This is a genomic window from Yinghuangia soli (genome assembly GCF_021502675.1).
Taxonomy (GTDB): domain Bacteria; phylum Actinomycetota; class Actinomycetes; order Streptomycetales; family Streptomycetaceae; genus Yinghuangia; species Yinghuangia soli.
In genome coordinates this window covers 30,787-57,027 of record NZ_JAKFHA010000009.1, presented here as the reverse complement: position 1 = coordinate 57,027, position 26,241 = coordinate 30,787, and the positions used below count along the sequence as shown (strand labels likewise).

At 72.3% G+C, this 26,241-nt stretch carries 19 protein-coding genes and 2 pseudogenes; 12 read left to right on the top strand and 9 right to left on the bottom strand.

What is annotated here, in order from left to right:
• Window positions 1-47 precede the first annotated feature (47 nt).
• The gene (locus LZ495_RS17385; RefSeq protein ID WP_235053149.1) at window positions 48-812 is read left to right on the top strand and encodes a hypothetical protein; all 765 of its coding nucleotides are present in this window, start codon (window positions 48-50) and stop codon (window positions 810-812) included.
• Window positions 809-2,233 carry a hypothetical protein gene (locus LZ495_RS17380; RefSeq protein ID WP_235053148.1) on the top strand — a complete coding sequence of 475 codons (1,425 nt, stop codon included), beginning with the start codon at window positions 809-811 and terminating at the stop codon, window positions 2,231-2,233. Before LZ495_RS17385 ends, LZ495_RS17380 begins: the two co-directional genes overlap by 4 nt.
• A 168-nt stretch (window positions 2,234-2,401) precedes the next feature.
• Here LZ495_RS17380 and LZ495_RS44890 read toward each other — a convergent pair whose 3' ends face one another.
• From LZ495_RS44890 to LZ495_RS45290, 3 genes are all read right to left on the bottom strand, one after another.
• Window positions 2,402-3,178 (bottom strand): class F sortase, encoded by a 777-nt coding sequence (locus LZ495_RS44890; protein ID WP_235053147.1) that lies wholly within the window; start codon window positions 3,176-3,178, stop codon window positions 2,402-2,404.
• A gap of 970 nt (window positions 3,179-4,148) precedes the next feature.
• Complete coding sequence (locus tag LZ495_RS17370) at window positions 4,149-4,847, bottom strand: hypothetical protein (protein WP_235053146.1); 699 nt, start codon at window positions 4,845-4,847, stop codon at window positions 4,149-4,151.
• 117 nt (window positions 4,848-4,964) lie between these two features.
• Window positions 4,965-5,405, bottom strand: coding sequence for a DUF6193 family natural product biosynthesis protein (locus LZ495_RS45290; protein WP_372498584.1), 441 nt, complete (start codon window positions 5,403-5,405; stop codon window positions 4,965-4,967).
• Window positions 5,406-5,859: 454 nt separating this feature from the next.
• On the opposite strand from LZ495_RS45290, the gene LZ495_RS17365 reads away from it, so the two are divergent.
• A complete protein-coding gene (locus tag LZ495_RS17365) occupies window positions 5,860-7,122 on the top strand; it encodes a PucR family transcriptional regulator (RefSeq protein WP_235053145.1) in 1,263 nt (420 codons plus the stop codon).
• A gap of 272 nt (window positions 7,123-7,394) precedes the next feature.
• Here the strand turns inward: LZ495_RS17365 and LZ495_RS17360 are convergent, their stop codons facing one another.
• Window positions 7,395-8,366 carry a GlxA family transcriptional regulator gene (locus LZ495_RS17360; RefSeq protein ID WP_235053144.1) on the bottom strand — a complete coding sequence of 324 codons (972 nt, stop codon included), beginning with the start codon at window positions 8,364-8,366 and terminating at the stop codon, window positions 7,395-7,397.
• A 117-nt stretch (window positions 8,367-8,483) separates the two neighbouring features.
• Here LZ495_RS17360 and LZ495_RS17355 point away from each other — a divergent pair, with 117 nt between their 5' ends.
• From LZ495_RS17355 to LZ495_RS17345, 3 genes and pseudogenes are all read left to right on the top strand, one after another.
• Window positions 8,484-9,449 carry an NAD-dependent epimerase/dehydratase family protein gene (locus LZ495_RS17355; RefSeq protein WP_235053143.1) on the top strand — a complete coding sequence of 322 codons (966 nt, stop codon included), beginning with the start codon at window positions 8,484-8,486 and terminating at the stop codon, window positions 9,447-9,449.
• Window positions 9,450-9,796: 347 nt separating this feature from the next.
• Window positions 9,797-11,398 (top strand): hypothetical protein, encoded by a 1,602-nt coding sequence (locus LZ495_RS17350; RefSeq protein WP_235053142.1) that lies wholly within the window; start codon window positions 9,797-9,799, stop codon window positions 11,396-11,398.
• A gap of 182 nt (window positions 11,399-11,580) precedes the next feature.
• Window positions 11,581-12,093, top strand: a pseudogene (locus LZ495_RS17345) (S1 RNA-binding domain-containing protein); the annotation flags it as partial.
• 111 nt (window positions 12,094-12,204) lie between these two features.
• On the opposite strand, the gene LZ495_RS17340 reads toward LZ495_RS17345, so the two are convergent.
• On the bottom strand, window positions 12,205-13,428 hold the full coding sequence (locus LZ495_RS17340; protein WP_235053141.1) for a phosphodiester glycosidase family protein: 1,224 nt from the start codon (window positions 13,426-13,428) through the stop codon (window positions 12,205-12,207).
• Window positions 13,429-13,651: 223 nt separating this feature from the next.
• Here LZ495_RS17340 and LZ495_RS17335 point away from each other — a divergent pair, with 223 nt between their 5' ends.
• Window positions 13,652-14,122 carry a DUF3237 domain-containing protein gene (locus LZ495_RS17335; protein WP_235053140.1) on the top strand — a complete coding sequence of 157 codons (471 nt, stop codon included), beginning with the start codon at window positions 13,652-13,654 and terminating at the stop codon, window positions 14,120-14,122.
• Window positions 14,123-14,297: 175 nt separating this feature from the next.
• Window positions 14,298-15,992 (top strand): glycosyltransferase family 39 protein, encoded by a 1,695-nt coding sequence (locus LZ495_RS17330; protein ID WP_235053139.1) that lies wholly within the window; start codon window positions 14,298-14,300, stop codon window positions 15,990-15,992.
• A gap of 59 nt (window positions 15,993-16,051) precedes the next feature.
• Here LZ495_RS17330 and LZ495_RS17325 read toward each other — a convergent pair whose 3' ends face one another.
• The 4 genes and pseudogenes from LZ495_RS17325 to LZ495_RS17310 form a co-directional block, all read right to left on the bottom strand.
• Window positions 16,052-17,743, bottom strand: coding sequence for a beta-N-acetylhexosaminidase (locus LZ495_RS17325; RefSeq protein WP_372498589.1), 1,692 nt, complete (start codon window positions 17,741-17,743; stop codon window positions 16,052-16,054).
• A gap of 97 nt (window positions 17,744-17,840) precedes the next feature.
• On the bottom strand, window positions 17,841-18,737 hold the full coding sequence (locus LZ495_RS17320; RefSeq protein WP_235053137.1) for a carbohydrate ABC transporter permease: 897 nt from the start codon (window positions 18,735-18,737) through the stop codon (window positions 17,841-17,843).
• Window positions 18,734-19,675: pseudogene (locus LZ495_RS17315) on the bottom strand (carbohydrate ABC transporter permease); the annotation flags it as partial. The gene LZ495_RS17320 and the pseudogene LZ495_RS17315, both read right to left, overlap by 4 nt.
• A 145-nt stretch (window positions 19,676-19,820) precedes the next feature.
• Window positions 19,821-21,122, bottom strand: coding sequence for an extracellular solute-binding protein (locus LZ495_RS17310; protein WP_235053136.1), 1,302 nt, complete (start codon window positions 21,120-21,122; stop codon window positions 19,821-19,823).
• 358 nt (window positions 21,123-21,480) lie between these two features.
• Here LZ495_RS17310 and LZ495_RS17305 point away from each other — a divergent pair, with 358 nt between their 5' ends.
• The 4 genes from LZ495_RS17305 to LZ495_RS17290 all read left to right on the top strand — a co-directional run bounded on the left by LZ495_RS17305 (window position 21,481) and on the right by LZ495_RS17290 (window position 26,241).
• Window positions 21,481-23,049, top strand: a complete 1,569-nt coding sequence (locus LZ495_RS17305; protein WP_235053135.1) for an N-acyl-D-amino-acid deacylase family protein — start codon at window positions 21,481-21,483, stop codon at window positions 23,047-23,049.
• Complete coding sequence (locus tag LZ495_RS17300) at window positions 23,046-23,927, top strand: IclR family transcriptional regulator (RefSeq protein WP_235053134.1); 882 nt, start codon at window positions 23,046-23,048, stop codon at window positions 23,925-23,927. Before LZ495_RS17305 ends, LZ495_RS17300 begins: the two co-directional genes overlap by 4 nt.
• Window positions 23,924-25,168, top strand: coding sequence for an alanine racemase (locus LZ495_RS17295; protein ID WP_235053133.1), 1,245 nt, complete (start codon window positions 23,924-23,926; stop codon window positions 25,166-25,168). The genes LZ495_RS17300 and LZ495_RS17295 overlap by 4 nt, the downstream gene beginning before the upstream one ends.
• Before the next feature lie 92 nt (window positions 25,169-25,260).
• Window positions 25,261-26,241 (top strand): sugar kinase, encoded by a 981-nt coding sequence (locus tag LZ495_RS17290; protein ID WP_235053132.1) that lies wholly within the window; start codon window positions 25,261-25,263, stop codon window positions 26,239-26,241.

Here is a 26,241-nt window from a genome sequence, read left to right as displayed (position 1 = left end):
CCCGTACGCGGCAGCCCGGCCTTCCACCCCGAGAGGAAACCCGTCCCATGAGGTTCACCCGTCCCCGTGTCCTGGCCGCCGCCGTGCTGCCGCTCGCCCTCGCCGCAGCCGTCTCCGCACCGTCGGCCGAGGCCGCGAAGCGCCCCGCGCCGCGGACCACCCCGGCGCCTGCCCCGGCCGTCCTGGTCACCCCGAACTTCGTTGCGGTGAACGGCGGTACGGCGATCGCGAAGGCCAACGTGCCGTGCCCGGCCGGGGCCACCGCGTTCCGCTTCACGGTCAGCGGCCCGGACGTCTTCACGGTCTTCGGCAGCGACTTCCTGGGCACGCCGCTGCCCGCCGACCGGATTCCGGACAGCGCGCAGTTCGGCGCCCAGCCGGTGTTCGACGCGGACAGTGTCCCGGTGCCCGGCGAGACGTACCGGCTGAGCGCGCAGTGCCTCGACGAGGCGCTGAACGTCACCACACTGGCCGGTGCCGACGTCAAGGTGAACAACGGCGTGTGGAGCACCCTCAAGCCGGTCGTGTACGCGCTGCCCGCCAAGGTCGGCCAGTTGCGCATCGCGCTGGTCGCGTACACCGGCTTCGCGGGCGGTGAGCAGGTCTCCGGCGTCCTGCGGGCGGCGGACGGCACCACGACGCCGGTCACCGTGCAGCCGCAGGGCACCGACTCGGCCGGCCGCGGCGCCGCGCTGCTGCAGATCCCGGCGGCGGTCGCGGACGGCTCGTACACGCTGGTCCTGACCGGTGCGCAGTCGCAGGCGACCGGCGAGACCGCGGTCACCGTCGACACCACGCGGATCTGGTGGTGACCGCCTTGCCGACCAGATCCTCTTGGCCCACCCGGGCCTTGGGTGCCGCCGGGGCGGTGCTCGTGGTGGCCGCGGTCACCCCGGCGCTCTCCGCGCACGCCGAACCCGAGCCGCCCGCACCGAAGTTGATCCTGGAGCCGACCACCGGGTCGATCCCGCAGCTCGGTCCTCCCGCGGTCGAGGGCACGGGTGCGAAGTGGCGCTCCGATACGCCGTGCCCGGAATCGCATGCAGCAGCGGCGAGATACGAGGTGGTGAGCCCCGAGGGGCTGCCCACACTCATCGCTGACGACCCGCTGCCCGCCGACCGGATCCCGAACCCGGGCGAGGCGTACGGGGAGATCCCCTTCTTCGACTACGTGGGCGTATACCCGGCGTCCGGGACGGTCTGGCAGCTGCGCGTGCAATGCCTGGACGCGGCGGGCGCGACGCAGCCGCTGGCCGCCGTCAACCTGCGCATCAACGGGACGACATGGACGGCCGAGGAGATCACCCAACCGCCGGTGTACCACCCGGCATTCCGCGCCGACCTGGTGCAGATCAAGGCGGGCGCCGAAGCCACGATCGACGTAACAGGGTTCAAGCCCGGCGAGCAGATCACGGTCGCTGCCCGCCCAGAGGCCGACGCGACCGCCCCACCAGTCGTATTCGGCACGCTGACCACCAACTCCGGCGGCCAGATCATCGGCACGGCCACCCCACCCGCTGCCTGGACCACCGGCCGGTACCGGATCGTGGTGACGGGAGCCCAGTCGGCGGCGTCCGTCCAGACCACGGCCACCATCGTGGCCGCGAACTTCGCAGTCGCCCTCGACCCGCTCAGCGCGAAGCCGGGTGACCCGATCGCCGTCACGCTCACCGGCTTCCAGGCCCAGGAGGAGATCGACCTGACGATCGCCGGCACGGACGGAACTCCCAAACCCTGGAAGACGCTTACTGCAGGGGCAGACGGCAGCGCCACACAGTCCGCGGCCCTGCCCTCGACCCTGACCGCGGGCCCGCACACGGTCTACGTGAAGGGCAAGACGTCACAGGCGGCGGCCAGCCAGCCGATCATCGTCACCGGCACCCCGACGACCCCGCCCACGACCCCGCCTCCGACCACTCCCCCACCCACCACGCCTCCCCCCACCACACCGCCACCCACGACGGACCCGCCGACCACCGGCCCGACCACGGCGTCCCCGACCACCACCGCACCCGGCGGTGACACGGGCGGCTCAGGCGGAGACTCGGGCGGCTCCACTGACGGAAGCTCCGGCGGATCGCACGGCGGTGGCGGCGGCCCCGCAAAGACCGGCGCCCTCAGCGACCCGCGCCTGGTCGGCTCCCTCGGCGCCGCCCTGATGGCCGGCAGCGGCGCCCTCTGGTACCGCACCCGCCGCCGCTCGGCCCTCCTGGAGGCCGACGGCCAGCTCTAGCAGGCCACTTCCCCACCAGAATCCGAAAGGGGCGGCGCCACCGAGGGTGCGCCGCCCCTTTCCCATACCCGCGACTTCGCTTCGCCCCCGCCCACTCGGTGCCGCATGGCGCCTGCATCGGGCTGCACACCCGTGCCGCGGTGACTTGATCCGGCTGACGCGGCCCGGCTATTCGACGGCGCTGAGGCGGGCGAAGGTGACGAGGTTGCCGGTGTAGCCGTTTTGTTTGTCGTACGAGCCGCCGACGGTCACGATTCTCAGTTCGGGGACGCCGGTCCCGCCGTATACGCGTTCCGCAGGGAAGTCCTTCTTGCCGAAGACCTGGACGGCGTAGACGGTGAATACCGCGGTGCTGCCGTCTTCACGTGGGACGCGGATGACGGCGCCCTTGCGGACCGTGGCCAGGTCGTAGAAGACGGCCGGGCCGGTCGGGACGTCGACGTGGCCGACGATCACCGAGGTGCCCTCGGCGCCGGGCGTGGACGAACCGTCGTACCAGGCCGCCAGGTTGCGCTCTTTGTCGGTCGGGGCGTCGATCCAGCCCTTGTCGGTGAGGCCGACGCGTACGAGCTTCGCCTGCACGCCGATGGATGCGATCTCGATGAGGAGGGGCGGCGACGGGGGCATCGGGGGCGGCGCGGTGACCGTCGGGGACGGGATGGGGGCGGCGACCGGGACGGCGACTGCACCGGCGGGGGCGGCTGCGGGCGCGGCGGCTGCGGCCGGGGCGGCAGCGGGCGCCGCTGGTGAAGCTGGTGGCGCGGGTGCCGGGGCGGCCGACTTTGCCGGCGGTCCCGGTGCGACCGGGGCCTGCGCTGTCGGTGCAGGCGACGAGTTGGCGGACGGGGCCGGGCTCGTCGCGGCTGCGGGGCGGCCGGCGTCGCGTGAGGAGGAGTCGAGCCCTTCCTGCATGATCGCGATCCCGGTGAGGATGGTGGTGAGCACCGCGAAGACGGTGAACAGGCGGCCGCGTCTCGTCAGTTGCCTGGGCTGCGCGCCCGCGGGATTCGTACGGGCAGAGGGACGGGGTCTCGGACGCGGACGTGCCGGCGGGCCTCCGGTGGTGCGCTTGCGTACCGCGGTCCGGGCCCGGCCCGCGTCCGGCGATCCGGCGCGGCGGGGGTCGATCTTGACGCGCGCGGTATGCCGCGACTTGGACGATTCGACCGGGCGGACGCTGGGGCGTCGGCGCTCCGATGCGGAGCCGCGCGCACGGGTGCCTTCCAGTCGCATCCGGGTGGCCGTGTTGGGTCCCTGCTTCGCGGCGCTGCGTCGCGGGGCGGGCTTCGCTGCCGATGGGGGACGCGAACGCCGCTCGGGATCCGGTCTTCTGCCCTCGGCAGACCGTCTGGACGACGAGGGCGACGCAGGGGCCTTGGATCGCGCCCTCTCCGATGACGAAGACGCCCGCCGCCCGGACTCGGCGCCGTCCGTACGCGCCGGACCTACCGAACGTGCAGACCCTGCCGGACGTGCCGATCGCGTCGGACTCGTGGAGCGGGGCGGTTCCTCTCGGCGCCGCTCGCGCGATCCCGGCGACCGCGCCTCCGCGTCGGCTTCCCGGCGCCGTACGCCCCGGGATTCGGGCGGGGCGGCCTTGCGCGCCGGAGCCCTACGTCCGCTGTCGGCCACGCCGTCCGCCCTTTCTCGAATCCGTACGCACCGCAGGCGCCAGACGCGCCAAGAGCACCGAGGGCGCCAAGACCGCCGAACCTGCCGGGCGCGCCGGCACGTTCGCCTCCTCCGCATGCCGATACCGCCGCGGGGGGGGCGGGGGGCCCCCCCCCCCGCCCCCCCCCCCCCCGCCCCCGGCGACCCCCCCCCCCCCCCAAGCCCCCCCTGGGCACGGTCTCCCCGAGACCGGCCGCCCGCCGCCGGCGACGGCGGATTCCCGAATCACCGCCGTACGCCCATGTCAGCGGTCGGCGGAGCGCTTGGCGCCGCCGTGCCGCAGGAGTCTGATGCCGATGAACAGCGCGCCCAGCGCGACCGCGATCCCCGTCGCGGTCGTCGCCGGGTCGGGCGCTGTGTCTTTGTCGGCCCCGGTGCCGAATTCGTCGGCCGGGACCAGGTTGCCGAATACGTCGCGGACCATGGCCACCGAGCGAGCCATGCCTCCGCCGCTTCCGCCGGGCGGGCTGCCGAGTGCCGCGCACGACACGGTGAATGTCTTGTGCTTCGCCTGTCCGGACTTCCCTTCGCCGTGCCACGTCAGCCGGTACTCGCCGTTGGCCACGACCAGCGGACCCGAATGCCCGGCCCCGTCGGCCGCGGTCGCCACCAGCCCCGACAGCGCCGCGCCCGATTCGCCGCCGACGCGCGCGGTGGTGCGCGCGCTTCCGGCGGCCTCGACGTTCCCCGCGATCAGCGCGGTGCCGGGCTGCGGGACGACAGCCCATGGCACCTTGCGTCCCGCAGGGAAGCCGGTCGCATCCACGTAGAACCGGCAGACCTTCGCGTGGTCGCGGGTGTCGCCGAAGGCCGTGGTCGTCGCATGCACCCGCATCTCGCCGGCCCCGGGCTCGGCGGACGCGACCGCCGTCTCCGGCACGGCCGCACCGACCGCCAGGACCACGATGCACGCGGTCCCCACACGGACGGAGACGACAGCCACGAGGCGACTCCCGGCGTTCGTCCGACTGCCTGTCAGTCGGATAGACCGACTATCGATCGGCCCATCGCTCTTTTCGCACCGATGTGCGACGACGCGCAGAAACGCCATCCATTCGGGCTAGTGACGTACCCGCGCGCCAAGGTCGTAGGCCGTACCGGGCACGGCGGGCCCGATGTCGTCAGCAAGATGGGCGACGACCACATCCGCCGCCTCGTAAGGATCCGCAGTCTCCGCAGGCGCCCATTCCGGCGACCGTGGCTCTCGACACCACACGACGCAGTACAACCCGCTGCGCGTCGGTTCGATCGCCGGGATGTCGAACGTGTACGGGTACTCGGTGCAGCGGCTGAAGTCGAGAGAGAAGTGGGTGGCGAAGGGGACCGGCTCCCGAAGCCAGAGGCGGCTGCAGGCGGCCTCGACGAGGCGCCTGCTGACATGTCGCGCAGCCGTATCCGCCTCCGTGAGGCCGGCGACCCGGACTGGTCGCGCTGCGCCATCGACTCCGTCAGCGTACGAACGCCCAAAGAGGGGACCGGACCGGATGGCCCGCCGCAACACCGACCAAAACGCGGCCTTAAGCCGCGGTCACCGCGGGTGGATGCCCGGGCGGGCGCTGCGGGTCGCGGCCGCCCGGACGCTGGGTGCCGTCCCGTCCTGGTCCGGTGCGGGTCTGATCGTTGCCTCGGCCGTACTGGGACCCGGGGGCGCGGCTTTTCAAAGTTTCCTCCGACGCGGGGATTTCGTCGGCTTGATCCTGATCGTGGATGTGCGCCGATGACGATGTCCACGCCGACAGACTTTGCCCGCGGATCGTTGTTGCCCGCGACAAAACCCCATGTCAGCCGAGGCGGTTCGGCGGCGGAGTGCTTGGCCGTGATCGGCGATGTGCCGTGGGATATTGCCCGGGGCGGTGCTGTGGGAGGGTGACGCGCGGCCGGACGGGATCGATGAAATGACTGCTGTGCCAGAGTTGCTCACCCCGGCAGGGTCGAGTGTCGAGAGAGCGGAACCCATGACCAGGTATGGCGCGGAGGGCGGTGGGTCGAAAGTGCACCCGGTGGTCACGGGTCTCGCCGAAACCCTCCTCGGCCGCGTCGAATCGGTCGCCACGGTGATGGCCGAGACGATCATGCGCGAGATCGACGCTTACCGTGACCACGATGTGCGTCCGGACGACGTGCTCACCAAGTCGCGCGTCAACACCTGTGCGATTCTCGAACACCTGGCGGGAGGCGAGGTGTTCGACATGACCGGGCCGGCCGAGACCGCCCGTCTGCGGGCGAAGCAGGGCATCGCGCTGACCGAGGTGATCCGGGCCTACCGGCTCGCGTTCATCGTCGTCTGGGAGCAGCTCCTGCAGGAGGCGAACCGATCCGGTCGAGAGGCGGAGGAGGCGCTGCTGTTCTCGGCCCAACACGTCTGGGAGATGTCGGACACCATCTCGGTCGCCGCCACCTCCGCCTACCGGGACGCGCTCGCCGAGCGGATGCTCGAAACCGATCGGCGGCGCTCGGCGCTGGTCGCCGCACTGGTCGACGGGCCGCCGCCGAGCAGCGACACGGTGTGGGAGGTGGCGCACATGCTCGGCTTCCCGTACACCGGAACCTTCCTGCTGGTGAGCGCCGAGACCGTCTCCGTCGCCGACACGCCGCTGCCCGGGTTGGACGCGAAATTGCGTGAGATGGAAGTCGATTCAGCTTGGCGTGCGCAGCCGGGGCACGAACTCGGTGTGCTGTCCTGTCCGAACCGGAAGTCCGCCGCCGGGGCGCTCGACGTGCTCGGTGCCGCGGTGTCCGGGCGGGTGGGCGTGAGCCCGGTATACGAACGCCTCGACCAGACCCCGCGGGCCCTGCGCTACGCCCAGGTCGCGCTCGAGTCCCTCCCCGAAGGGGCATGCGCCATAAGGCAGTTGGACGACACGCCGCTGACCGAGATGGTGATGAACAACCTGGAGACCACCCGCCGTGCGGTGAACCGCATCCTCGGCGGCGTCCTCTCCCTGCCCGAAGCCGACCGCGGCACGCTCCTCGCCACCGCCCGCGCCTGGATCGAGGCGCACGGCTCGGCCGCCGACGCCGCACGTGCGCTGCATTGCCACCAGAACACCGTCCGGTATCGCATGCACCGTCTGGAGGAGTACCTGCGCGGCCCGCTGAACGACCCCAAAATCGCCGCCGAACTCGCCATGGCCCTCGACGCGGTGGGCACCTTCCCCGCCCTCCTCGAACTCCACCCGGACTCGAACGTGCCGTTGCCGACCGTGCGTTCGTATTAGTCCGGCACCGGATCGTGCGGGTGGACCCGCCGCACCCCCCGCGAAGATCTCGCTCAAGCCGCGCGCCGATCCTGACCGACGACGGGGTTCCGTTGCGGTCGACGGTCCGATGGATCCTCGGGCCCTTCTTGCCGCGGGCGGTCGTATCCGGTTCGGTCCGGTTCGGTCCGGTCCTCTCTTGAGCGTACGTACGCTGACGGAGTCGATGGCGCAGCGCGGCCAGTCCGGGTCGCCGTCCTGCCTGGTCGCGGTGTGGCGAGCGGACCACGCTCTCAATCCCCGTACGGGGAGCGGGTGAAGGCGGCGCGGTAGGCGCTCGGGGGGAGACCGATGCGGCGCAGCATGTGGCGGCGGAGGGAGTCGGCTGTGCCGAGGCCGCTGGTACGGGCCACCTGCTCCAGGGGGAGGTCGGTGGTCTCGAGGATCTCGCGGGCCCGGTCGATGCGTTGGTGGAGCAGCCACTGAAGCGGGCTCGCGCCGGTCTCGGCCTGGAATCTGCGGGTGAGGGTCCGCACGCTGGTGCGGCCGTGGGCGGCGAGGTCGGCCAGGGTGAGCGGCTCGTGCAGGCGTTCCAGGGCCCATGCGCGGGTCGCCGCCAGTTCCGAGCCGCGTTCGGGCGGGAGCGGGGTCTCGATGAACTGCGCCTGCCCGCCCGGGCGTACGGGTGCGGCGACGACCAGGCGGGCGACGTTGTTGGCCACCGCGGCGCCGTAGTCGCTGCGGACCATGTGAAGGCACAGGTCGATGCCCGCGGAGAGCCCGGCGGAGGTCAGCATCTGCCGGTCCTCCACGAACAGCACGTCCGGCCGCAGCTCGACCTGCGGAAAGCGGCGTGCGAACTCGCCCGACATGAGCCAGAAGGTCGTCGCGCGGTGCCCGTCCAGGAGGCCGGCCTGGGCGAGGACGAACGCTCCGGTGCAGATGGACGCGATGCGGCGTCCGGCGGCGGCTGCGGCCCGCAGCGCGTCGAGTACGCGCGGGTCGGCGTCGACCCGGGCGCCGGTGCCGGTCACGATCACCGTGTCCGCCGCGGCGACCGCGTCCAGGCCGCGGGAGACGACGACGTCCAGGCTGCCGGAGGCCGCGACCACGCCGGGGTCGGCGGTGCAGATGGTGACGTCGTAGCCGGGCAGGCCCTCGATGAGGGTGGCGCCGAAGACCAGTTCGGGGATGGACAGGTCGAAGGAGGTCACCGGCGGTACGGCAATCACCGCGATGCGGTGCGGTTCCTGACGTTCGGTCACTTCAGTGCCCCTGATCGGTCGTGGCCCGAACTTCGGGATATCTGGCATTCCGGCCACTACTTTAGGCACGTACACCCGACGAGAGTCGATGTGTGATCCCGCCTGCCGCGGGAGCACATGGACATCGATCTGCTCGGGAGAACTACCGTGGCCCTCCACGTCATCACCGGCGCCGGCGCGACCGGCAGCGCAACCGCCCTCCTCCTCGCCGAAGCCGGCGAGCATGTACGCATCGTCACGCGCAGCGGCGGCGGCCCGGAGCACCCGCTCGTCGAGCGCGTCGCCGCGGACGCCTCCGACCCCGACGCACTCACCGCGCTCGTCGAAGGTGCCCGAACGCTCTACAACTGCGCGGCACCGGCGTACCAGGACTGGCGTACGGCCTTCCCGCCGCTGGCTGCGGCGCTGCTCACCGCCGCCGAACGCACGGGCGCGGACTACGTGATGCTCGGCAACGTCTACGGCTACGGCCCGTTCGACGGTCCGCTCACCCCTGACCTGCCCATGGCCCCGACCACCGCGAAGGGGCGGGTACGGGCGGCGATGTGGGAGGACGCACTCGCCGCGCACCGCGCCGGGCGGATCCGGGTGGCCGAGGTGCGTGCCAGCGACTACCTGGGGGCGGACGCCCTGTCCCTGTTCACACTCATGGCCGCACCCGCGATCCGGGCCGGCGAGGTGGCCGTCGTCCCGGCGGATCCCGACGTCCCGCACAGCTGGTCGTACACCGGGGACGTCGCCCGCACGCTGGTGGCGGTCGGTACGAGCACCCGACCGGAGGTGTGGGGCCGTGCGTGGCACGTCCCGTCGGTGTCCGAACTGCCGCTGCGCGGCTTGGCCGACCGCCTCGCCGCCGCGGCCGGCGCCCCGCCTGCGCGGGTGGCGAGCATGTCCGATGCGGAGTTGGCGGCACTCGCCGCCGCGGACGACCTCATGGCCGAGGTCGCCGAGATGCGGTACCTAGGCGACGAACCGCTGTTCCTGGACGCCTCCGAGACCGTGGCCGCGTTCGGCGTGCGACCGACCGGACTCGAGGTGGTGCTGGCCGAGATGGCCCGGACCCCGGTGCACTCCCCCGTGTGACTTCGCGCGGCGGGACACCCGGCTGCAGCGCCTTCCGGTCCGAAGGCATGAAAAGGCCGCCGAGCGCCGCGAAATTGCGGTGGCTCGGCGGCCTTCTCATGCCTCCGGGGCCGGTCGGCGGAGCCTTTCATCAGGCGCTGTTCAGCGGTAGATGTCAAGAGAAGATGACAAGTTCTGCGCGTATTGGCCCAGGTCAGAGGGTGTGATCGAAATTGCCGACGTGGTGACACGTGCCGATTGCCGAGGGCCCTCCGGATGGTCTTGAAAGCACTGCGCCGACCGTGCAGATTGCGCTCTTCACCGGCAGGCATGCGACATGCCTTGCCCCCGGAAAGGAGCACGATCCGGTGTTGCAGAAATTCACGCTGCGGCGGAGCACCTCCGCAATGGCCGCAAGCGCGCTGGCGTTTGCGGGCCTCGCCGCGGCGGTCGCCCCGTCGGCGGGCGCGGGCACGGTCGCGCCGACCGTGCACTGCGTCCTGCCGATGGGGCAGGGGGAAGCGACCGGCCCGCAGAGCGTCACGGTCGAACTGGACAAGACGGCGGTGGAGCCGGGCGGACTGATCAAGGGCAAGGTCACGCTCGGGGAGTCCCCTGCCAAGAGCACCGTGACCATGGCCGACATCCCGACCACGCCGACCATCGACCTCGCGATGAAGGGCGCGGCGACCGGGACCGTCACCATCACCGGTCCCGAGGTGCCGATCAGCGTCGAGCAGGGCAAGCCGGTGCCGATCCCGCCGTACGAGGGAACATTCACCGTCCCCGCGTCGGCGGCAAACGGGACCGTCGAGTTCACCGTGGCCAAAATGGTCACGTACACGAAGGTGATCGGGCAGACCTTCTCGACCACCTGCGACATCGTCTCGGGCGGCGACGCCGTCGTGGCGTCCGTGGACGTCGGCGGCTCGACCGGCGAGCAGCCCACGGTCGCCGCCGCCGAGGGCGTGCACCTGCTCGGCTCCCAGGTCGCGGTGACGGGCACCAAGTGGACGCCGAACGCGGCGGTCACCGCGTCGCTGTGCGACGCGGACGGCTCGGCGTGCTCGGCGTCCGCGTTCACGGCGAGCACCCTGGCGGTGGACGCGCAGGGCAACCTGAGCGGCACCGTGACCCTCGCCGCCACCGGGATCGCGGACGGCGCGCACCTCATCAAGGTGGGCGACGGCGCCAAGGAAGCCACCGGCGCGCTGGCGACCAAGGCGAAGGTGACGACCGAGCGCAACGCGACCGTCGACCGCGCCAGCGGCCCGGTCGGCACGGTGGTCACCATCCACGGCACCGAATGGCTGCCCAACCGGCGGGTCATCATCACGGGCGTGGGCTCGCCGAGCGACCCGGTACTCGTCACGGCGGGCCCGGACGGCACGTTCGTGGCCACCTGGACGGTGGACAGCGACCAGGTCACCCACATCCGCCTCCGGCAGAGCGGGGCGGACGTCGAACCCACCCTCATCCCGTTCACGGTGACGACCGGCGGGCAGACCGAGACGCAGGGCGTGTCGGTGACGCTCGCCCCCGGTCAGCTGACGATGAGTCAGGCCGGGGCCGGCATCGACTTCGGCTCGGCCACCATGAACGGCACCGCGCAGCAGCTGAATGCGCCGCTGAACCAGGTGACCGTCGTCGACGCGCGCGGCGGCGGCCTGGGCTGGTCGCTGACCGGCATGATGACCGATCTCGTCGCGGCCAACGGCGTCGACAAGATCCCGGCCGGGAACATCGCCTGGGCCCCGGCCTGTGCGGCGGCCCCGGGCAGCCTGTCGCCGGTGGCCACCGGCACCGCCGGTCCGCTCGGCAGCACGGCGGCGACGCTGTGCAGCCAGGCACCGGACAGCACCAAGGCCACGGGCGGCAAGTTCACCGCCGATGCGCAACTCACCCTCACCACCCCCGAGTTCGCCGCGGCGGGTGCCTACACGGGGACGCTGACGCTGTCCCTGACCTGACCCACCGACCGGTGGACCCGGAGGCCGTCGCCCGTCGCGAATTCACGCCGGGCGGCGGCCTTCCGTCTTCTGCCGACGCCTGGCCCCGGAGGCCCGCCGACGTCGACGCGGTGGTTGCCGCGTCGACGGGCGCGGCCTAGGGTCGGACGCATGAATCCCTGCGAGCCTGGTAGATGACGGGCGAATTCACGGAATCCCGGCGCATTGCGGCGCTGGCCGCCCTGCGGAAGGGCGAGGTACGTACAGGGGTCGTCTCCTCGATCGTCAACTTCGGCGTCTTCGTCGATATCGGGGGCGTGGACGGCCTGGTAAGCGTCGCCGAACTTTCCTGGACGCACATCGACCATCCCTGCGAAGTCGCTTCGGTGGGTGAGGTGGTCGACGTAGAAGTGTTGGACATCGACGTGTACCGCCAGCGGGTGTCGCTGTCCCTGAAGGCCCGCCGGCCAGACCCTTGGCAGGCGTTTGCCGACGAGCACACAATCGGCGAGGTCCTCGACGGCATCGTGACCAAGATCGTGCCCTTCGGCGCCTTCACCAGGGTGGCGTCCGGTATCGAAGGTCTCGTCCACGTAAGCGAGTTGGATCCCCAGCCGATCGGGGATCCCGAGGACGTGGTCTCGGTCGGCGATGCGGTGCGGGTTCGGATCATCGACATGGATCTCGAGCGCCGCCGGATCAGCTTGTCCATGCGCGGGGTCGGGAGCGTGCCCTGACGTCGTAGGCGGCCGGGTGGGGGCGTCAGAGCCACAGCGCCCCCACCCAGCTTGCCGGCTCGCCGGTTCGCCGGTTCGCCGGTTCGCGGGTCAGCCGAAGACCGCGATTCCGTTGGCGACAGGGCGCTCCTTGCCGCCGTCGAGGGTGTTGCGGACGGCGATGCGGCCCTTGTCGCTGCCACGGGCCGCCAGGGTCACGGATCCTCCGCCGTCCAGGTACGCCGCATCAGTGCAGCCCAACGGCTTGAGTGCAGCGGCCAGTTCGGGCAGCGTCAGGCCGGGCGATTTGCCGCCGCGGCCGTCCGTGGCCAGCAGCTTGAGGCCGTGGCCGTTGGACCTGATGCACACGGCGGACCGCGGTGCGGGGCCGCCCGGTTCCAGGCCGGCCACCGGGCTGCCGCCGCGGATCAGCGGGTACGCGCCCAAGGCGAACGCGTACCGGGCCCCGCTCGCCGAGGCGAGGTCGTACGCCACGTCGACCGGCGTACCGGGCGCAAGTCCGCGCAGCGCGTGGGCGCCTGCGTCGCGGCCGAGCAGGACGGTGGTGCCGGTGGGGATAGCCCCGTCGCCGGGTTCCGCAGCGACTCCCTGGACCTTGCCGTCGCGCACCGTCACCTCGGCGACGTCGGCGGCACACGCAGCGGCGCGGCTGCTGTCCGAGCCGCAGACCGCGCGGGCTCGGGACGGGGTGCCCCACTGCGAGGTGAACACGCCGACCGAGCCGACCGGAAGCGCGTACTGATTGAGCCCGCTCACGTCCAGCGGGCCGTTCGGGGTGCCGATGGTGCCGCGTACGGTGAGGCGGTCGAGTCGGGCTGTGCCGCCGGTATCGACGCCGAAAACGTGCTCGGGGCCTTCACCTTGCGGTGGGCGTGGCCCGTACCGCTGAGCCAGGGGCACGGGCCCCTTCAGCGGATTGCCGCCGTCGACGGCGGGGCCGCTCGGGGCTCCGGTCACCGGTACGCCGGCGTGCTGGGACTCGTCCATGTGGAAGAAGTCCCCGTTGATGCCGGCCACGGCCCCCTGACGGCCCGTCATGCGGCTCACGGTGTCGCGGGCGGCCACCGTGCCGGGATACAGCAGTCCGACGCGCGGACCGCCGGCGCGCATGCCGACCGCGACTTCGTGGATACGGGCGTCGCCGCGCGGCGTGTCGAAGGTGAACGTGCGGTACGCCACGCCGGGCGCGATCGTCTCGATCCCCGCTGCCGAGGCCGCGGATGCCGCCGACGCAGCCCCGGCGGACGGGCTGCCGACGGCGAACGTCGAGGCGACAAGGGCAAGGGGCAGGGAAATTCGGATAGAAGTATGCATTCATCGACCTTGGTCACGCCGACGCTGCTCCCTGCCGCAAACACGCCCTGGATCGCAGGCGCACCCCTCGTCCGGCCCAGCCACCTGCGCGGTCCACGCTCAGTAAAGCTGCGCGAACGGAGCTGTCAACGGCGTTGACTCGGGAGGCCTCCGACTCGTACCGTCCCAGGGTCGCCTCGGTGAGTCCGCCGCGGGCCTGGCCGGATCACCCGAGGAGTCACCGATGTCCGCTGCCCTGACGCAGCCTGCGCTGGAGTTCGCGTTCGAGGTCCGGGTCCTCCTCGCCGCCGCCCGCCACATCGGGCACGGGGCGGGGGAAGTCACCGAGTTCGTGCCGATCACCGGCGGCACGGTCGACGGTCCTCGCCTGCGCGGCAAAGTCCTGCCCGGCGGCGGAGACTGGTGCGACAAGCGCGGCGAGGTCTACCAGCTCGACGCCCGCTACCTGCTGGAAGCGGACGACGGCGCGGTCATCGACATCACCAACCGCGGCTACTACCACGAGGAAGACCCGGCGAGCCCGGCTCGGCACGACGGAGACCTCGAGGTCGCCGAGCCGGGCATCTACTACCGGACGTCGCCCGTCTTCCGTACCGACGCCCCGGCGCATCTCTGGCTCGCCCGCACGGTGTTCGTCGGCTACGCACGAGGCGACGACTCCGAGGTCGTGATCCGGTTCTACGCGGTCGCCTGAGGTTCGCGCTGCGCCGCGCGCCGCGATCCGCCCTACCGGCCAGTCACCTTGGCCGGAAATCGGCGCACGCTGCGGGGCAGCGGGGCGCCAGGATGTGCGTCGGCACTGATCACGGCTGATCGTCTGGCCGGGCCGGACAGCGCCGAATCGTTCGTCCGACGACACGGGGGCAGTCGTGAGATCGAGCGCAGAGGTACCGGAAGGCCGAGGAACGACCGAGGCAGCCGGTTCAGCCGCGTCCGCTGATCTCTCCGGCGATGGCGGCGATGACGGCGGTGTCCGCGAGTCGGTGGTCGTGGCGGTGGAGGAGGGACCGGGCCCGAAGCCGGAGGCGGAGCCGGGGTCGGGCTCGGAGCCGGGTGCCCGGGTCTCGTCGTCGGATCAGCCGGCGCCGCTCCCGCCCTTCGCCCTGCGTCCCGTCCTTGCCGTCGTCGGGACGCTCGGCGCGATCCTCACCGCCCTGTCCGGACGCTACGGCTTTCACCGCGACGAGCTGTACTTCGTCGCAGCCGGTCACCACCTCGACTGGGGCTACGACGACCAGCCGCCGCTCACTCCCCTCCTCGCCCGGGTGTCCACCGAGCTGTTCGGGGAGACGCCGCAGGGATTGCGCGTGGTGGCCACGCTTGCCGGGATGCTGATCGTCGTGCTCGGTGCCCTCATCGCGCGCGAACTCGGAGGCGGGGCAAGGGAGCAGACCTTCGCAGCGGTGTGCACGGCAGGTGCGGGGCTGGTGCTCGCGATCGGGCACATGGTGACGACCGTGACGTTCGACGTGCCGATGTGGCTGCTCGTCACCTGGATCGTGATGCGGCTGCTGCGTACCGGCGATCGGCGCTGGTGGCCCGCGCTCGGGGTCGCGGTCGGGGTGGCAGGGCAGAACAAGGACCTGATCGTGCTGCTGGTCGGGTCGCTGCTGCTCGGCGTGCTGCTGGCCGGCCCGCGCGAGGTGCTGCGTACGTGGTGGCTGCTCGGTGCGTCGGTGATCGCCTTGCTGATCGTGCTGCCGAACGTGTGGTGGCAGGCAAGCCACGGGTGGCCTCAGCTGACCGTCGCGCGCGGCATCAGCGAGGCCGACGGCGCGATGAACCGGACGATGTTCGTCCCGCAGCAACTCCTCTTCCTGTCACCGTTGTTGGTCCCGGTTTGGATTGCGGGCTTCGTACGGCTGTGGCGGGATCCGGCGGTGCGCTGGGCCCGCGCGGTGGTGGTGGCGTACGGCGTGACGTGCGTCGTCGTGTTCGCCGTGGGCGGCAAGGCGTACTACGCGCTGTCGCTCCTGCTCGTGGTGACCGCGGCCGGCTGCGGACCGGTGCTGGCCTGGTGCGGGGCCTGGCGGAGCCGGCGCGGGAAGCGCGTCCTGGCACTCGCGACCGCGATGATCACGGCGAACGCGGTGCTCGCTCTGCCACTGCTGCCGCCGCAGCATCTGGACATCCCGAACGTGGTGAACATCGAGCAGGGCGACCAGATCGGCTGGCCGGTCCTGGCCCGCACGGTGGCGGACGGCTGGGCGCTGATCCCACCGGAACAACGGCCGCAGGCTGTGCTGTTCGCGTTCAACTACGGCGAGGCAAGCGCGCTCGCCCTGTACGGGCCGGGTCTGGGCCTGCCGTACCCGTACTCCGGCCATGTCGGCTTCTACTCGTGGAACCGCCCGCCGGCCGACGCGACCGGCCCGGTGCTGGTGCTCGTCAAGAAGAGCAAGGCCGACGAGCAGCGCACATACTTCAGGGATTGCCGACAGGTCGGCCGCGTCGACAACGGCTACGGCCTCGCGAACGAGGAGCAGCACGCGGCGGTGCTCTTGTGCGGCGGGCCGGTGGAGCCTTGGTCGACGCTGTGGCCGAAGCTGCGGAAGTACTACTGAGGGTCCCGGCGTTCCCCGCGTTCCCCAGTATTCATGTGTTCCCGGCGTCGCAGGGGTGCTCAGGCTTCCCGGGGCTCTCGCAACCGCGCGGTCATCTCCACGAGTTCGGCCTCGCGGTCGGCGCGCGCCCGCGGGTGGCCCGGGGCATCCGGACGGGATTGCCAGGGGTGCGGACCGGCCAACGGGCGGTACTCGACGCCGAGGGCGGCGAGGCGCGGGAGGTGGTCGGTCGCGAGGCGGGACATGAAGGCCGCGGTGTCGCGCGGGCCTTCGGTCCACAGGGCCTCGGCGAACGCGCACAGGCGCGGGAAGGCGGCGTAGTCGAGGGCGCGGACGGAGTCGAGCATTTCGGCCCAGAGGGCGGCCTGGCCGCCGAGGACGTGCGCGGCGGCGTCGGCCTCCAGGCCTGCGGGCACCGGGTCGAAGCCGTGGATGTCCTCGACGGTGATCAGGGTGCCGATGGGGAGCGGCTCGTCCGGGCCTTCGGCCTGGCGGTAGTCGAGGTAGACGGACGTGTCGGGGCTGGCCACGACGTCGTGGCCGGCCTCGGCTGCTGCGCGGGCGCCGTGGTCGCCGCGCCAGCCGCCGATGAGGGCGCCGGCGGGGGCGCCGTCCTCCAGGATCTCGTCCCAGCCGAAGAGCGTGCGGTCGTGGGCGGCGAGCATCTCGGCGAGGCGTGCGGTGAACCAGCGCTGCAGGCCGTCGGTGTCCGGGAGGCCGAGGGAGCGGGCGCGGGCGATCGACGCGGGGTCGTCGCGCCAGGGGCCGCGCGGGACTTCGTCGCCGCCGACGCAGAAGTAGCGAGACGGGAAGATCGCGCAGATCTCGGCGATGACGTCGCGGCAGAACGCGAGGGATTCGTCGGACGCGGACAGCACCGCGTCCGAGATGCCCCAGCCGGTGCGGACGCCGGACGGGGGCTCCCCCGCGGCCAGTTCGGGGTACGCGGCGAGGACGGCCTGCGCGTGGCCCGGGACGTCGACCTCGGGGACGACAGTGATGTGTCGGGCTGCGGCGTACGCGACGATCTCGCGCAGGTCCTCGCGTGTGTAGTAGCCGCCGTGCGGCCGCCCGTCGTGCCGCGGTGTGTGCCGGGTGCCGACCATGCTCTCGGTACGCCACGCCCCCACCTCGGTGAGCCGCGGCCATCCGGGCACCTCGAAGCGCCAGCCCTGGTCGTCGGTGAGGTGCAGGTGCAGGACGTTCAGGTGGTGCACGGCCATCAGGTCGACGAACCGCAGGACGTCCGCCTTGGGCAGGAAGTGCCGCACCACGTCGAGGAGTACGCCGCGCCAACGGTGCCGGGGCCGGTCCTCGATGCGGACCGCGGGCACCGCCCAGGGCTCGGCCCCGGTGTCTGCGCGGCGCAGCGCGGCGGGTGGGAGGAGCTGCCGGAGTGTCTGGAGTCCGTGGAAGACGCCGGCCGGGTCGCCGCCCTCGATGCGGATCCCGGACGGGTCGGCGTCGAGCCGGTACGACTCCGCCCCGAGCGCGGAGTCGAGCCGGAGGGTGATGCGGGGGGCGGGCGGGGGTGCCGCGGTGGAGGTGTCCGGCCCGACACCGGTGTCCGGCCCGGCAGCGGTGTCCGCCCCTGAGGCGTCCGGCAGCCACGCCCCCGTGGCCGGTCCGAGGGCGGCCCGCAGCCATGCGGCCTCGCCCGCGAGTTCGGTCGGAGCGTCCAATGCCGTTTCCGGGAGCAGCAGGAACGCCCCGTCGCCCCACTGCAGCACAGCGGGCAGGGGTACCGGCAGGCGGCGTTCGGCGGCGTCAGCAGCGTCGGCGGCGTCAGCAGCGTCGGCGGCGTCGGAAGCGGAGGAGGCCCGGGCGGCCACGGGAGCAGTCACGAGATCAGTCCTTCACCGCGCCGCCGAGTCCGGAAACCAGGTGGCGCTGCACGAGCACGAAGAAGACGAGCACCGGGATGGTCATGAGCGTGGACGCGGCCATGATGCCGCCCCAGTCGTTCTCGTCCGGCTTGAAGAACACCACCAGGGCGGACGGCAGCGTCTGGTTGTCCGGGTTGCCGATGATGAACGTCTTGGCGAAGACGAAGTCGTTCCACGCGGTGATGAAGGAGAACACGCTGACCGCCGCCAGACCCGGGGCGACCAGCGGGAACAGGATGCGCCACAGGATGGTGAACCGGCTGGCGCCGTCCAGCCGCGCGGCTTCCTCCAGCGAGTCGGGCACCGCGCGCACGAAGCCGCGCAGCATCCAGATCGCGAACGGCAGCGAGAACGCCAGGTGCACGAGCATCAGCGAGCCGAGCGTGCTGAGGCCGACCTGCGGGGCGACCTCGCCCATGTCGCGGACCAGGAAGAACAGCGGGATGGTCAGGGCCTCGACCGGGACCATCTGGGCGACCAGGAACATCACCAGGATGGTGGTGCGGAACTTGAAATTGAACCGGGTGAGCGCGACCGCGGCCAGGAACGCCACGCCCGCGGAGAGCACCACGACGACGCTCGCGACCAGCAGGCTGTTGAGGAAGTAGCGGCCGAAGCCGCTGACCCCGAGAGCGTCCCGGAAGTTGTCCAGGGTCGGCGCCCAGGTCCACGGGCGGGGGTTCGCCGAGTTGAGTTCGCCGTCCGGCTTGAGGGCCGACAGGACCATCCAGTAGAGCGGGAACGCGGCGACGACGGCCGCGGCGATGGCCACGGCGTTGGCGATCCGGCGGCCGGCCCTGCGGTCGCCGCGGCCACGACGGCCGCTGCGGCCCCGGGCCGGGGTGCTTGCCGTACTCAAAGTTCCTCCCCGGAGCGGCGCAGCGCGCGGATGTAGAAGGCCGTGACCACGAGCAGGATCAGCGTCATGACGACGCCGATGGCGGCGCCGAGGCTGTAGTCGTCGGCGGCGAAGGCCTGCTGGTAGGCGTAGACGTTGAGGGTCAGGTTCTGGCCCGCGATGCCGCCGCCCTGGGTCATCACGTAGATCTGGGTGAAGACCTTGAAGTCCCAGATGACCGACTGGATGACCACGATGGTCAGGATCGGCCGCAGCATCGGGAGCATGACCAGGCGGAACGTCTGCCAGGTGCTCGCCCCGTCGAGGCGCGCGGCCTCCAGGACCGAGCCGGGGATGGCCTGGATCCCGGCGTACAGCGTGATCATGACGAACGGGAACGAGTGCCAGACCACGACCGCGCCGACCAGCGCGAACGCGGGCCACTTGTCGTACATCCAGTTGTGCCCGTCCATGCCGAGCACTTCGTTGACCAGGCCGAGGTTGGTGTCGAAGAGGAACATCCACACCGTGGCGCCGGTCATCGCGGGCGCGGCCCAGGCGCCGAGCGCGGCGAACATCAGGATGAGCCGCGGCCACTTGCCGACCCGGGTCAGCAGGACGGCCAGACCGGCCCCGACGACCAGCGTGCCGACCACGCAGCCGGCCGCGAACAGGACGGTCTGGAGCAGCACGTCGCGGAACTGCTCGTCGCCGAACAGCTTCGTGTAGTTGTCGAATCCGATGAAGCGGGCGGGCACGCCGCCGGAGGCCTGCTCTTGGCCGAACTCCATGAAGGAGAGCAGGCCGAGCTGGTAGAGCGGGTAGCCGAACAGCGGGATCAGGATGACCGCGGTCGGCAGCAGCAGGATGAGCGGTACGGGGAGGCGCCGTTTGCGGCGGCGCGCGGGCCCGGAGGCGGTGGCGGAGGCGGCCGCGCCGCGGGGGGGGGGGGGGGGGGGGGGCCCGGGCCCCCCCCCGGGGGGGGGGGGGGGGGGGGGGGCCCGGTGGGGGGGGGGGTGGCGGCCGCGCCGCGGGGGGGGTCGGGGGTGTCGTCCCGGTCCGCCCGCGCGGGGCTCGAGGTGGTGGCGGGCACAGTGCGGTCCGCTACTTCCCGCCGAAGGCGTCGTTCATCGCGGACGCCGCGTCCTTGGTGGCGCCGGCCACGTCGGCCTTGCCGGTGATGACCTTCTGCAGCATGGTCGGGACCACGGTCTGCGCGTCGATCTTGGCCCAGGCGGCGTCCTTGGGGACGAACTTGGTGCCCGCGTTCAGGGTGTCCATGAACGGCTTGAGGAACGGGTCCTTGGCGACGACCTGCTCGCGCGCGGCGGCGTGCGTCGGCAGGTTGCCCATCGCGTCGAACATGGCGACCTGGTACTTGCTGCTCGCCAGCAGGGTCATGAACTCGACGGCGAGCGTGCGGTGCTGCGAGGACTTCATGACGCCGAGGTCGTTGCCGCCGGAGAAGGCCGGGGCGATCGAGCCGGCGGTCTTGCCGGGCAGCGGGACGACCGCGTACTTGCCCTTGGCGGCGCCCGCCTCGACCGCGCTGCGCGAGGAGTTCGGCAGGATCGCCATGCCGGCCTTGCCGGCCGCGAACGCCTCGACGGTCTTGCCGCCGGTCAGGTCCGCGCACTGCTCGGCCGGGCATATCTCCTTGGTGAACAGGTCGGTGTACGCCTTGACGCCGGCCTGCGACTGCGGCGAGTCGATGGCGGCCTGGTAGGCGCCGTTCTGCTCGGTGGCCAGGTCGCCGCCCGCGGACCACACGAAGGGCAGCGCACCGAAGGTGTACTTGCCGCCGACCGCGATGCCGAACATGTCGGGCTTGGCGGCCCGGACCTGCTTGGCGGCCGCGACCAGCTCGTCGTAGGTGGTCGGCGCCTTGAGGCCCAGCTCGGTGAAGACGTCGGTGCGGTAGTAGAGCGAGCGCAGGCCGATCCACCACGGCACGCCGTACTGGGCGCCCTTGACCATGGTGGTGTCCTTGAGGTCCTTCGGGATGCCCCCGGCTTCCGTCCAGCCCTCGAGGTCCTTGGTGATGTCCGCCAGGCCGCCGGCCGCGACGTAGCCGAAGAGGTCGGTGTTGCCGAATTCGACGACGTCGGGGGCGCTGTTCGGGTCGTTGAAGGCGCCCTTCATCTTCTCCGCGCGCGGTCCCGCGTCGGTGGGGATGTAGGAGACCTCGACCTTGACCTTCGGCTTGTTCGCGGTGAACTCGGCGATGGCGTCCGCGACGACCTTCTCCTTGGGCGCGCGGTTGGCTTCGTCGTACAGCCAGACCTTGACCGTGCCGGTCTGCGTGTCCTTGGACTCGGACTTCGACGCCGTGCCGGGCGCGCACGCCGAGGCGGCGGCCAGTACCGCGCCCGAGAGGGCGAGGACGGTCAGTCTGCGGATCTTCACGAGGGTTCCTCCTGTGGCCGTGTGGCCGGGGCTGAAGCCGGGCTGAAGCCGGGGGCAGTCCGGTGCCGGGTGCTGCGGGACGTTATGGAAGGTCCGAAAGCGGCGACAAGACCGTTCGGGGAACGTTGTGCAATGCAAAACACGATGCTGCGAAACTGGCACCGGGCACTTTCTTGGCCGTAACGTCCCTGGTCATCGCCCCGGTGCGGCACCATGGTCCAGACCAGTCGGTCGGCTCGGCGATGACTCGGCGGCAACTCGGCCATCACACGGGCCATCACGGGCCGTCGCACGGGCCGTCACTCGGGCCTTTCTCGGCTGTCCCTCGGAAACTTCTCGGAGACCTCGGAGGATGTGCGTGTACGACGTGCTGCTGCGCGGCGGCTGGGTGCTCGACGGCACCGGTGCGCCCGCGTTCCGTGCCGACGTCGCGGTCGACCACGGCCGGATCGCCGCGGTCGGCGCGCTGGCCGGCGCAAGCGCCGCGCGCGAGATCGACGCGACCGGCCGCTACGTCTCCCCCGGCTTCGTGGACGCGCATGTGCACGGCGACGCGCTGGTCCTGGACCCCGCGGTCCAGCTGGCCGCTCTGCGCCAGGGCGTGACCACCTTCGTGCTCGGCCAGGACGGCCTGTCGTACGCCCCCGCCACCGCCGCGGCGCTCACCTTCAGCACCCGCTACTTCGCGGCGATCAACGGCACCCACCCGGGGCTGGGCGACGGCCCGGTCACGGTCGCCGAGCTGCTGGCCACCTACACCGGGACGACCGCGCTCAACACCGCGTACCTGGTCCCGCACGGGACGGTGCGGCACAGCGTGATGGGCCCGACCGCGCGCGCCGCGGACCCCGCCGACCTCGCCGAGATGACGCGCATGGTCGAGCAGGCCCTGGACGAGGGGGCCTGCGGGATCTCGACCGGCCTGGAGTACATCCCGGGCCGGTACGCGGACACCGCGGAGCTCGCCGCCCTCACCAAGGCCGCCGCCCGCCGCGGCCTGCCGCACGTCTCGCACATGCGCGGGTACGAGGCGGCCGCGGGCGGCGCGATGACCGAACTCCTTGCGGTGGCCCGGGCATCCGGCGTCGCCACGCACGTCTCGCACTACCACGGGCCGGCCGCCGAGCTGATCGGCATGGTCGACGACGCCCGCGCCTCGGGCGTCGACCTGACCTTCGACGCGTACCCCTACCTGCGCGGCTGCAGCATCCTGGCGATGGTGGCGCTGCCGCGCGACCTGGACGACCCGGACCTGGACCGCACGCGGGACGCGCTGACCGATGCGAAGGTGCGGGCCCGGCTGGCCGCGGAGACCGATCCGGAGCTGTGGCCGCGCATCACCCTGGCGCACGTGCCGTCCGCGGACTTCGGCTGGGCCGAGGGGATGCGCCTGGTGGACGCCGCCAAGACCGCGGGTGCGAGCCCGGCGGCGTTCTGCGCGGAGCTGCTGATCGCCACGAACCTGCAGGCCGGCGCGGTCTTCGACCAGCCGCCGACGAACTCGGACGAGTCGGTGCGGGCGCTGCTGCGGCACCCCGCGCACATCGGCGGTTCGGACGGCATCTACATCGGCGGCAGCCCGCACCCGCGCGGCTGGGGTGCGTTCGCGCGGCTGCTGGCCCGGCACGTGGTCGAGCTCGGCGACTGGACGTGGGAGCAGGCCGCGGTGCACCTGGCCGCGCATCCGGCGCGCCGGTTCGGGCTGGCCGACCGGGGGCTGATCCGCGCCGGGATGGCCGCCGACCTGGCGGTGATCGACCCGCATGCGGTCGCGGACCGGGCCGACTACGGCGCGGCCCGGCAGGTCGCGGACGGCATCGGCGACGTGCTGGTGTCGGGCGTACCGGTGCTGGCCGGCGGCGAGCTGACCGGGCAGACGCCCGGGAGGCCGCTGCGGCCGCGGACGCTCCTGGAGGCGGGCCGATGAGCAACGGGCATCCAGGTGCCGGCGCCGGCACCACGAGCGGGGCCGCAGGGACCTTCGGCGGAGCGTCGGCCGGGGCCGCAGGGGCGAGCGCCGCGACCGCGGCCGGCTCCGACCGCAACCAGTCCGCGTCGCTGCGGCGCGCACTGCTGGTCCTGGAGTACGTGCGCGACCACGCGGCCGGGCCGTACGGCCTCACGCTCACCCAGATCGCGGACGCGCTCGGCCTCTCCAAGAGCACCGTGCTGCGCCTGGCCACCCCGCTCCTGGACACCCAGCTGCTGGCCCGCGACCGCGAGTCCGGGCACTTCCGGCTCGGCCCGGGGGCGCTCGCGCTGGGCCAGGCGTACCTGGCCAGCCTCGACCTGCGCACGGTGGCGTCCGACGAGGCGCACCGCCTGATGCGCGAGTGGGGCGGCACCGTCCACCTGTGCGTGCCGGACGCGCCGCACGTCGTCTACATCGACAAGGTCGAGAACGAGACACAGGTGCGGATGGCCTCGCGGATCGGCTCGCGCGCGCCGATGTACTGCACGGCGGTCGGGAAGGCGATGCTGGCCTGGCTGCCCGAGGACGTGGTCGGGCTCGTGGTGGCCGCCGGGCTGCCGCCCATCACGGCCCGTACGCTGACCGAACCCGAGTCGCTGCGTGCCGAGTTGGCTCGCATCCGGGCGCGGGGGTACTCCGTCGACGACCGCGAGAACGAACCGGAGGTGCGCTGCGTGGCCGCGCCGATCTTCGACCACGACAATGCCGTCACGGGCGCGCTGTCCGTGTCCGGCCTGACCTCGCGGGTGACCGCGGCCCGGGTACGCGAGCTGGGCCCGTCCGTCGCCGCCGCCGCGCAGCGCGTCTCGAAGATCCTGGGAGCGACCCGATGACCTTTGACAACGTCCCCGCGGCGGCCGGCCTGTACGAGATCCAGGAGTACTACGACGGCTACGACAAGGGCCTGTGGCTGCCCGACGGCCCGCTGTCCGAGGCGGACCTCGTGGCGGGCGGCCCCTGCTTGTTCGACGGGCCGTTCACGTACCCGGTGATGGTGGCGCGGCAGTCCGCGCTGGACGCGAACATCGCGACGATGGCCGGGTACACCGAGCGGCACGGCGTGCTGTTCGCGCCGCACGGCAAGACGTCGATGTCCCCGAAGCTGTTCGCGGCGCAGTTGGCCGCGGGCGCGTGGGGCATCACGGTCGCCACCGCGAACCAGGCCCTGGCCGCGCACCGCTTCGGCGTGCCCCGCGTGGTGCTGGCCAACGAGCTGCTGGACGGGCGTGCCCTGCGATGGGCCGCCGAACAGACCCGGGACGGCTGGGAGTTCTACTTCTACGTCGACTCTCCGGAAGGTGTCGCGGCTGCGGCCCGGGCCGTGGACGCGGTCCCCGGCGGACGCCTCAATGTCCTTCTGGAGCTCGGCCGCCCCGGCGGCCGCACCGGCTTCCGCAGCGTCGACGAGGCCCTCGCCCTCGCCCCCGAGCTGCCCAAGGCCGGTCTGTCCCTGGCCGGTGTCTCCGGGTACGAGGGCGGCCTGCCCGACGCCGATGCGATCACCGAGTGGCTCGGCTCCCTCTTGGAGGCGGGCGACCGCGTCGCGGACCTGATCTCCGGGCCGCCGATCGTGTCGGCCGGCGGCAGTGCGTGGTTCGACACCGTCGTCGACGTACTGGGCCCGGTGGCCGGCGACCGCACGGTGGTGCTGCGCAGCGGCGCGTACGTCTCGCACGACGACGGCTTCTACAGCCGCATGACGCCGTTCGTGCGGCACCCCGACGAGGGCAGCCTCGCGGGCGCGCTCGAAGTGTGGGCGCAGGTGCTTTCCGCCCCCGAGCCCGGCCTGGCGGTGCTCGGCGCGGGCCGCCGCGACGTGCCGTTCGACCTCGACCTCCCGACGCCGCTGCAGGTGCGCGGCACGGACGGCGTCCTGCGTCCGGCGGGCGGCGCGAAGGTGGCGAAGCTGGACGACCAGCACGCGTACGTCGAGACCGGCGACACCGCGCTCGTCCCGGGCGAACTCGTCCGGCTGGGCATCTCGCACCCGTGCACGGCCTTCGACAAGTGGCGGGTCGTCCCGGTGGTCGACGACGACCACCGCGTCGTCGACGTCCTCCGCACCTACTTCTGACTCCTTCCGACAACTGGCAACTGGCAACTGGCAACTGGCAACTGGTACTTGCACACGTGCTTCGCACAGCGGTTTCGAGAGACGGGGACGTAATGGACAGCCACCGCGGCGCGCCGGACGTGGTGACGCTCGGCGAGACGATGGTCCTGCTGAGCGCGCCGAGCATCGGCCCGCTCAGACACGCGCGCAGCCTGGACGTGGCGATCGGCGGCGCGGAGTCCAACGTCGCGGTCGGCCTGACCCGGCTGGGCCTCCGGGTCGGCTGGCTGGGCCGGGTGGGCGACGACGAGTTCGGCCGCCTGGTCCGCAACACCCTGGCGGGCGAGGGCATCGACGTCTCCGCGGTGACCGACACCGGGGCCCCCACCGGCCTGATGGTCAAGGCCCGGCGTACCAGCGCGTCCACCGAGGTCAACTACTACCGCGCAGGCAGCGCCGGTTCGCGGCTCTGCCCGGACGACGTCCCCTCCGACCTCCTGCGCGGCGCCCGCCTGCTGCACATCACCGGCATCACCCCGGCCCTGTCCGCATCGGCCCGCAAAGCCGTGGACGCCGCGATCTCCCTGGCCGGCCCCGCCACCCCGGTCTCGCTGGACGTCAACTACCGCCAGGCCCTGTGGTCCCCCGCCGAGGCCGCCCCCGTCCTGCGCGACCTCTTCACCCGCTGCGACATCCTCTTCGCGACCGAGGCCGAGGCGCGCCTGATCCTCGACGACCCCCGCGTCGCATCCCCCCTCGACCTGGCCCGCGCCCTCGCCGCCCTGCCCGGCGCCCCGGCCCAGATCCTCCTCAAGCGCGGCGCCCGCGGCGCGATCGCCATCGTGGACGGCATCCCGTACGACGCCCCCGTCCACCACGTGGACGCCGTCGACCCGGTCGGCGCGGGCGACGCCTTCGCAGCCGGCTACCTGGCCGAATACCTCGCCGGCGCCGATGTCCACACCCGCCTCGCCACCGCCGCCGCGGCAGGCGCCTTCGCGGTGACCGTCCAGGGCGACTGGGAAGGCCTCCCCCGCCGCGACGAACTCGCCCTCCTCCAACTCCTCGACGCCGACGACGCCGTGGCCCGCTGA

What these genes read in the sequence shown, in the direction of transcription:
- LZ495_RS17295 (WP_235053133.1), top strand. Translation starts at nt 23,924, where the DNA reads ATGACCTTTGACAACGTCCCCGCGGCGGCCGGCCTGTACGAGATCCAG.
- LZ495_RS17300 (WP_235053134.1), top strand. Translation starts at nt 23,046, where the DNA reads ATGAGCAACGGGCATCCAGGTGCCGGCGCCGGCACCACGAGCGGGGCC.
- LZ495_RS17340 (WP_235053141.1), bottom strand. Translation starts at nt 13,428, where the DNA reads ATGCATACTTCTATCCGAATTTCCCTGCCCCTTGCCCTTGTCGCCTCG.
- LZ495_RS17355 (WP_235053143.1), top strand. Translation starts at nt 8,484, where the DNA reads ATGGACATCGATCTGCTCGGGAGAACTACCGTGGCCCTCCACGTCATC.
- LZ495_RS17335 (WP_235053140.1), top strand. Translation starts at nt 13,652, where the DNA reads ATGTCCGCTGCCCTGACGCAGCCTGCGCTGGAGTTCGCGTTCGAGGTC.
- LZ495_RS17385 (WP_235053149.1), top strand. Translation starts at nt 48, where the DNA reads ATGAGGTTCACCCGTCCCCGTGTCCTGGCCGCCGCCGTGCTGCCGCTC.
- LZ495_RS17365 (WP_235053145.1), top strand. Translation starts at nt 5,860, where the DNA reads ATGACCAGGTATGGCGCGGAGGGCGGTGGGTCGAAAGTGCACCCGGTG.
- LZ495_RS17290 (WP_235053132.1), top strand. Translation starts at nt 25,261, where the DNA reads ATGGACAGCCACCGCGGCGCGCCGGACGTGGTGACGCTCGGCGAGACG.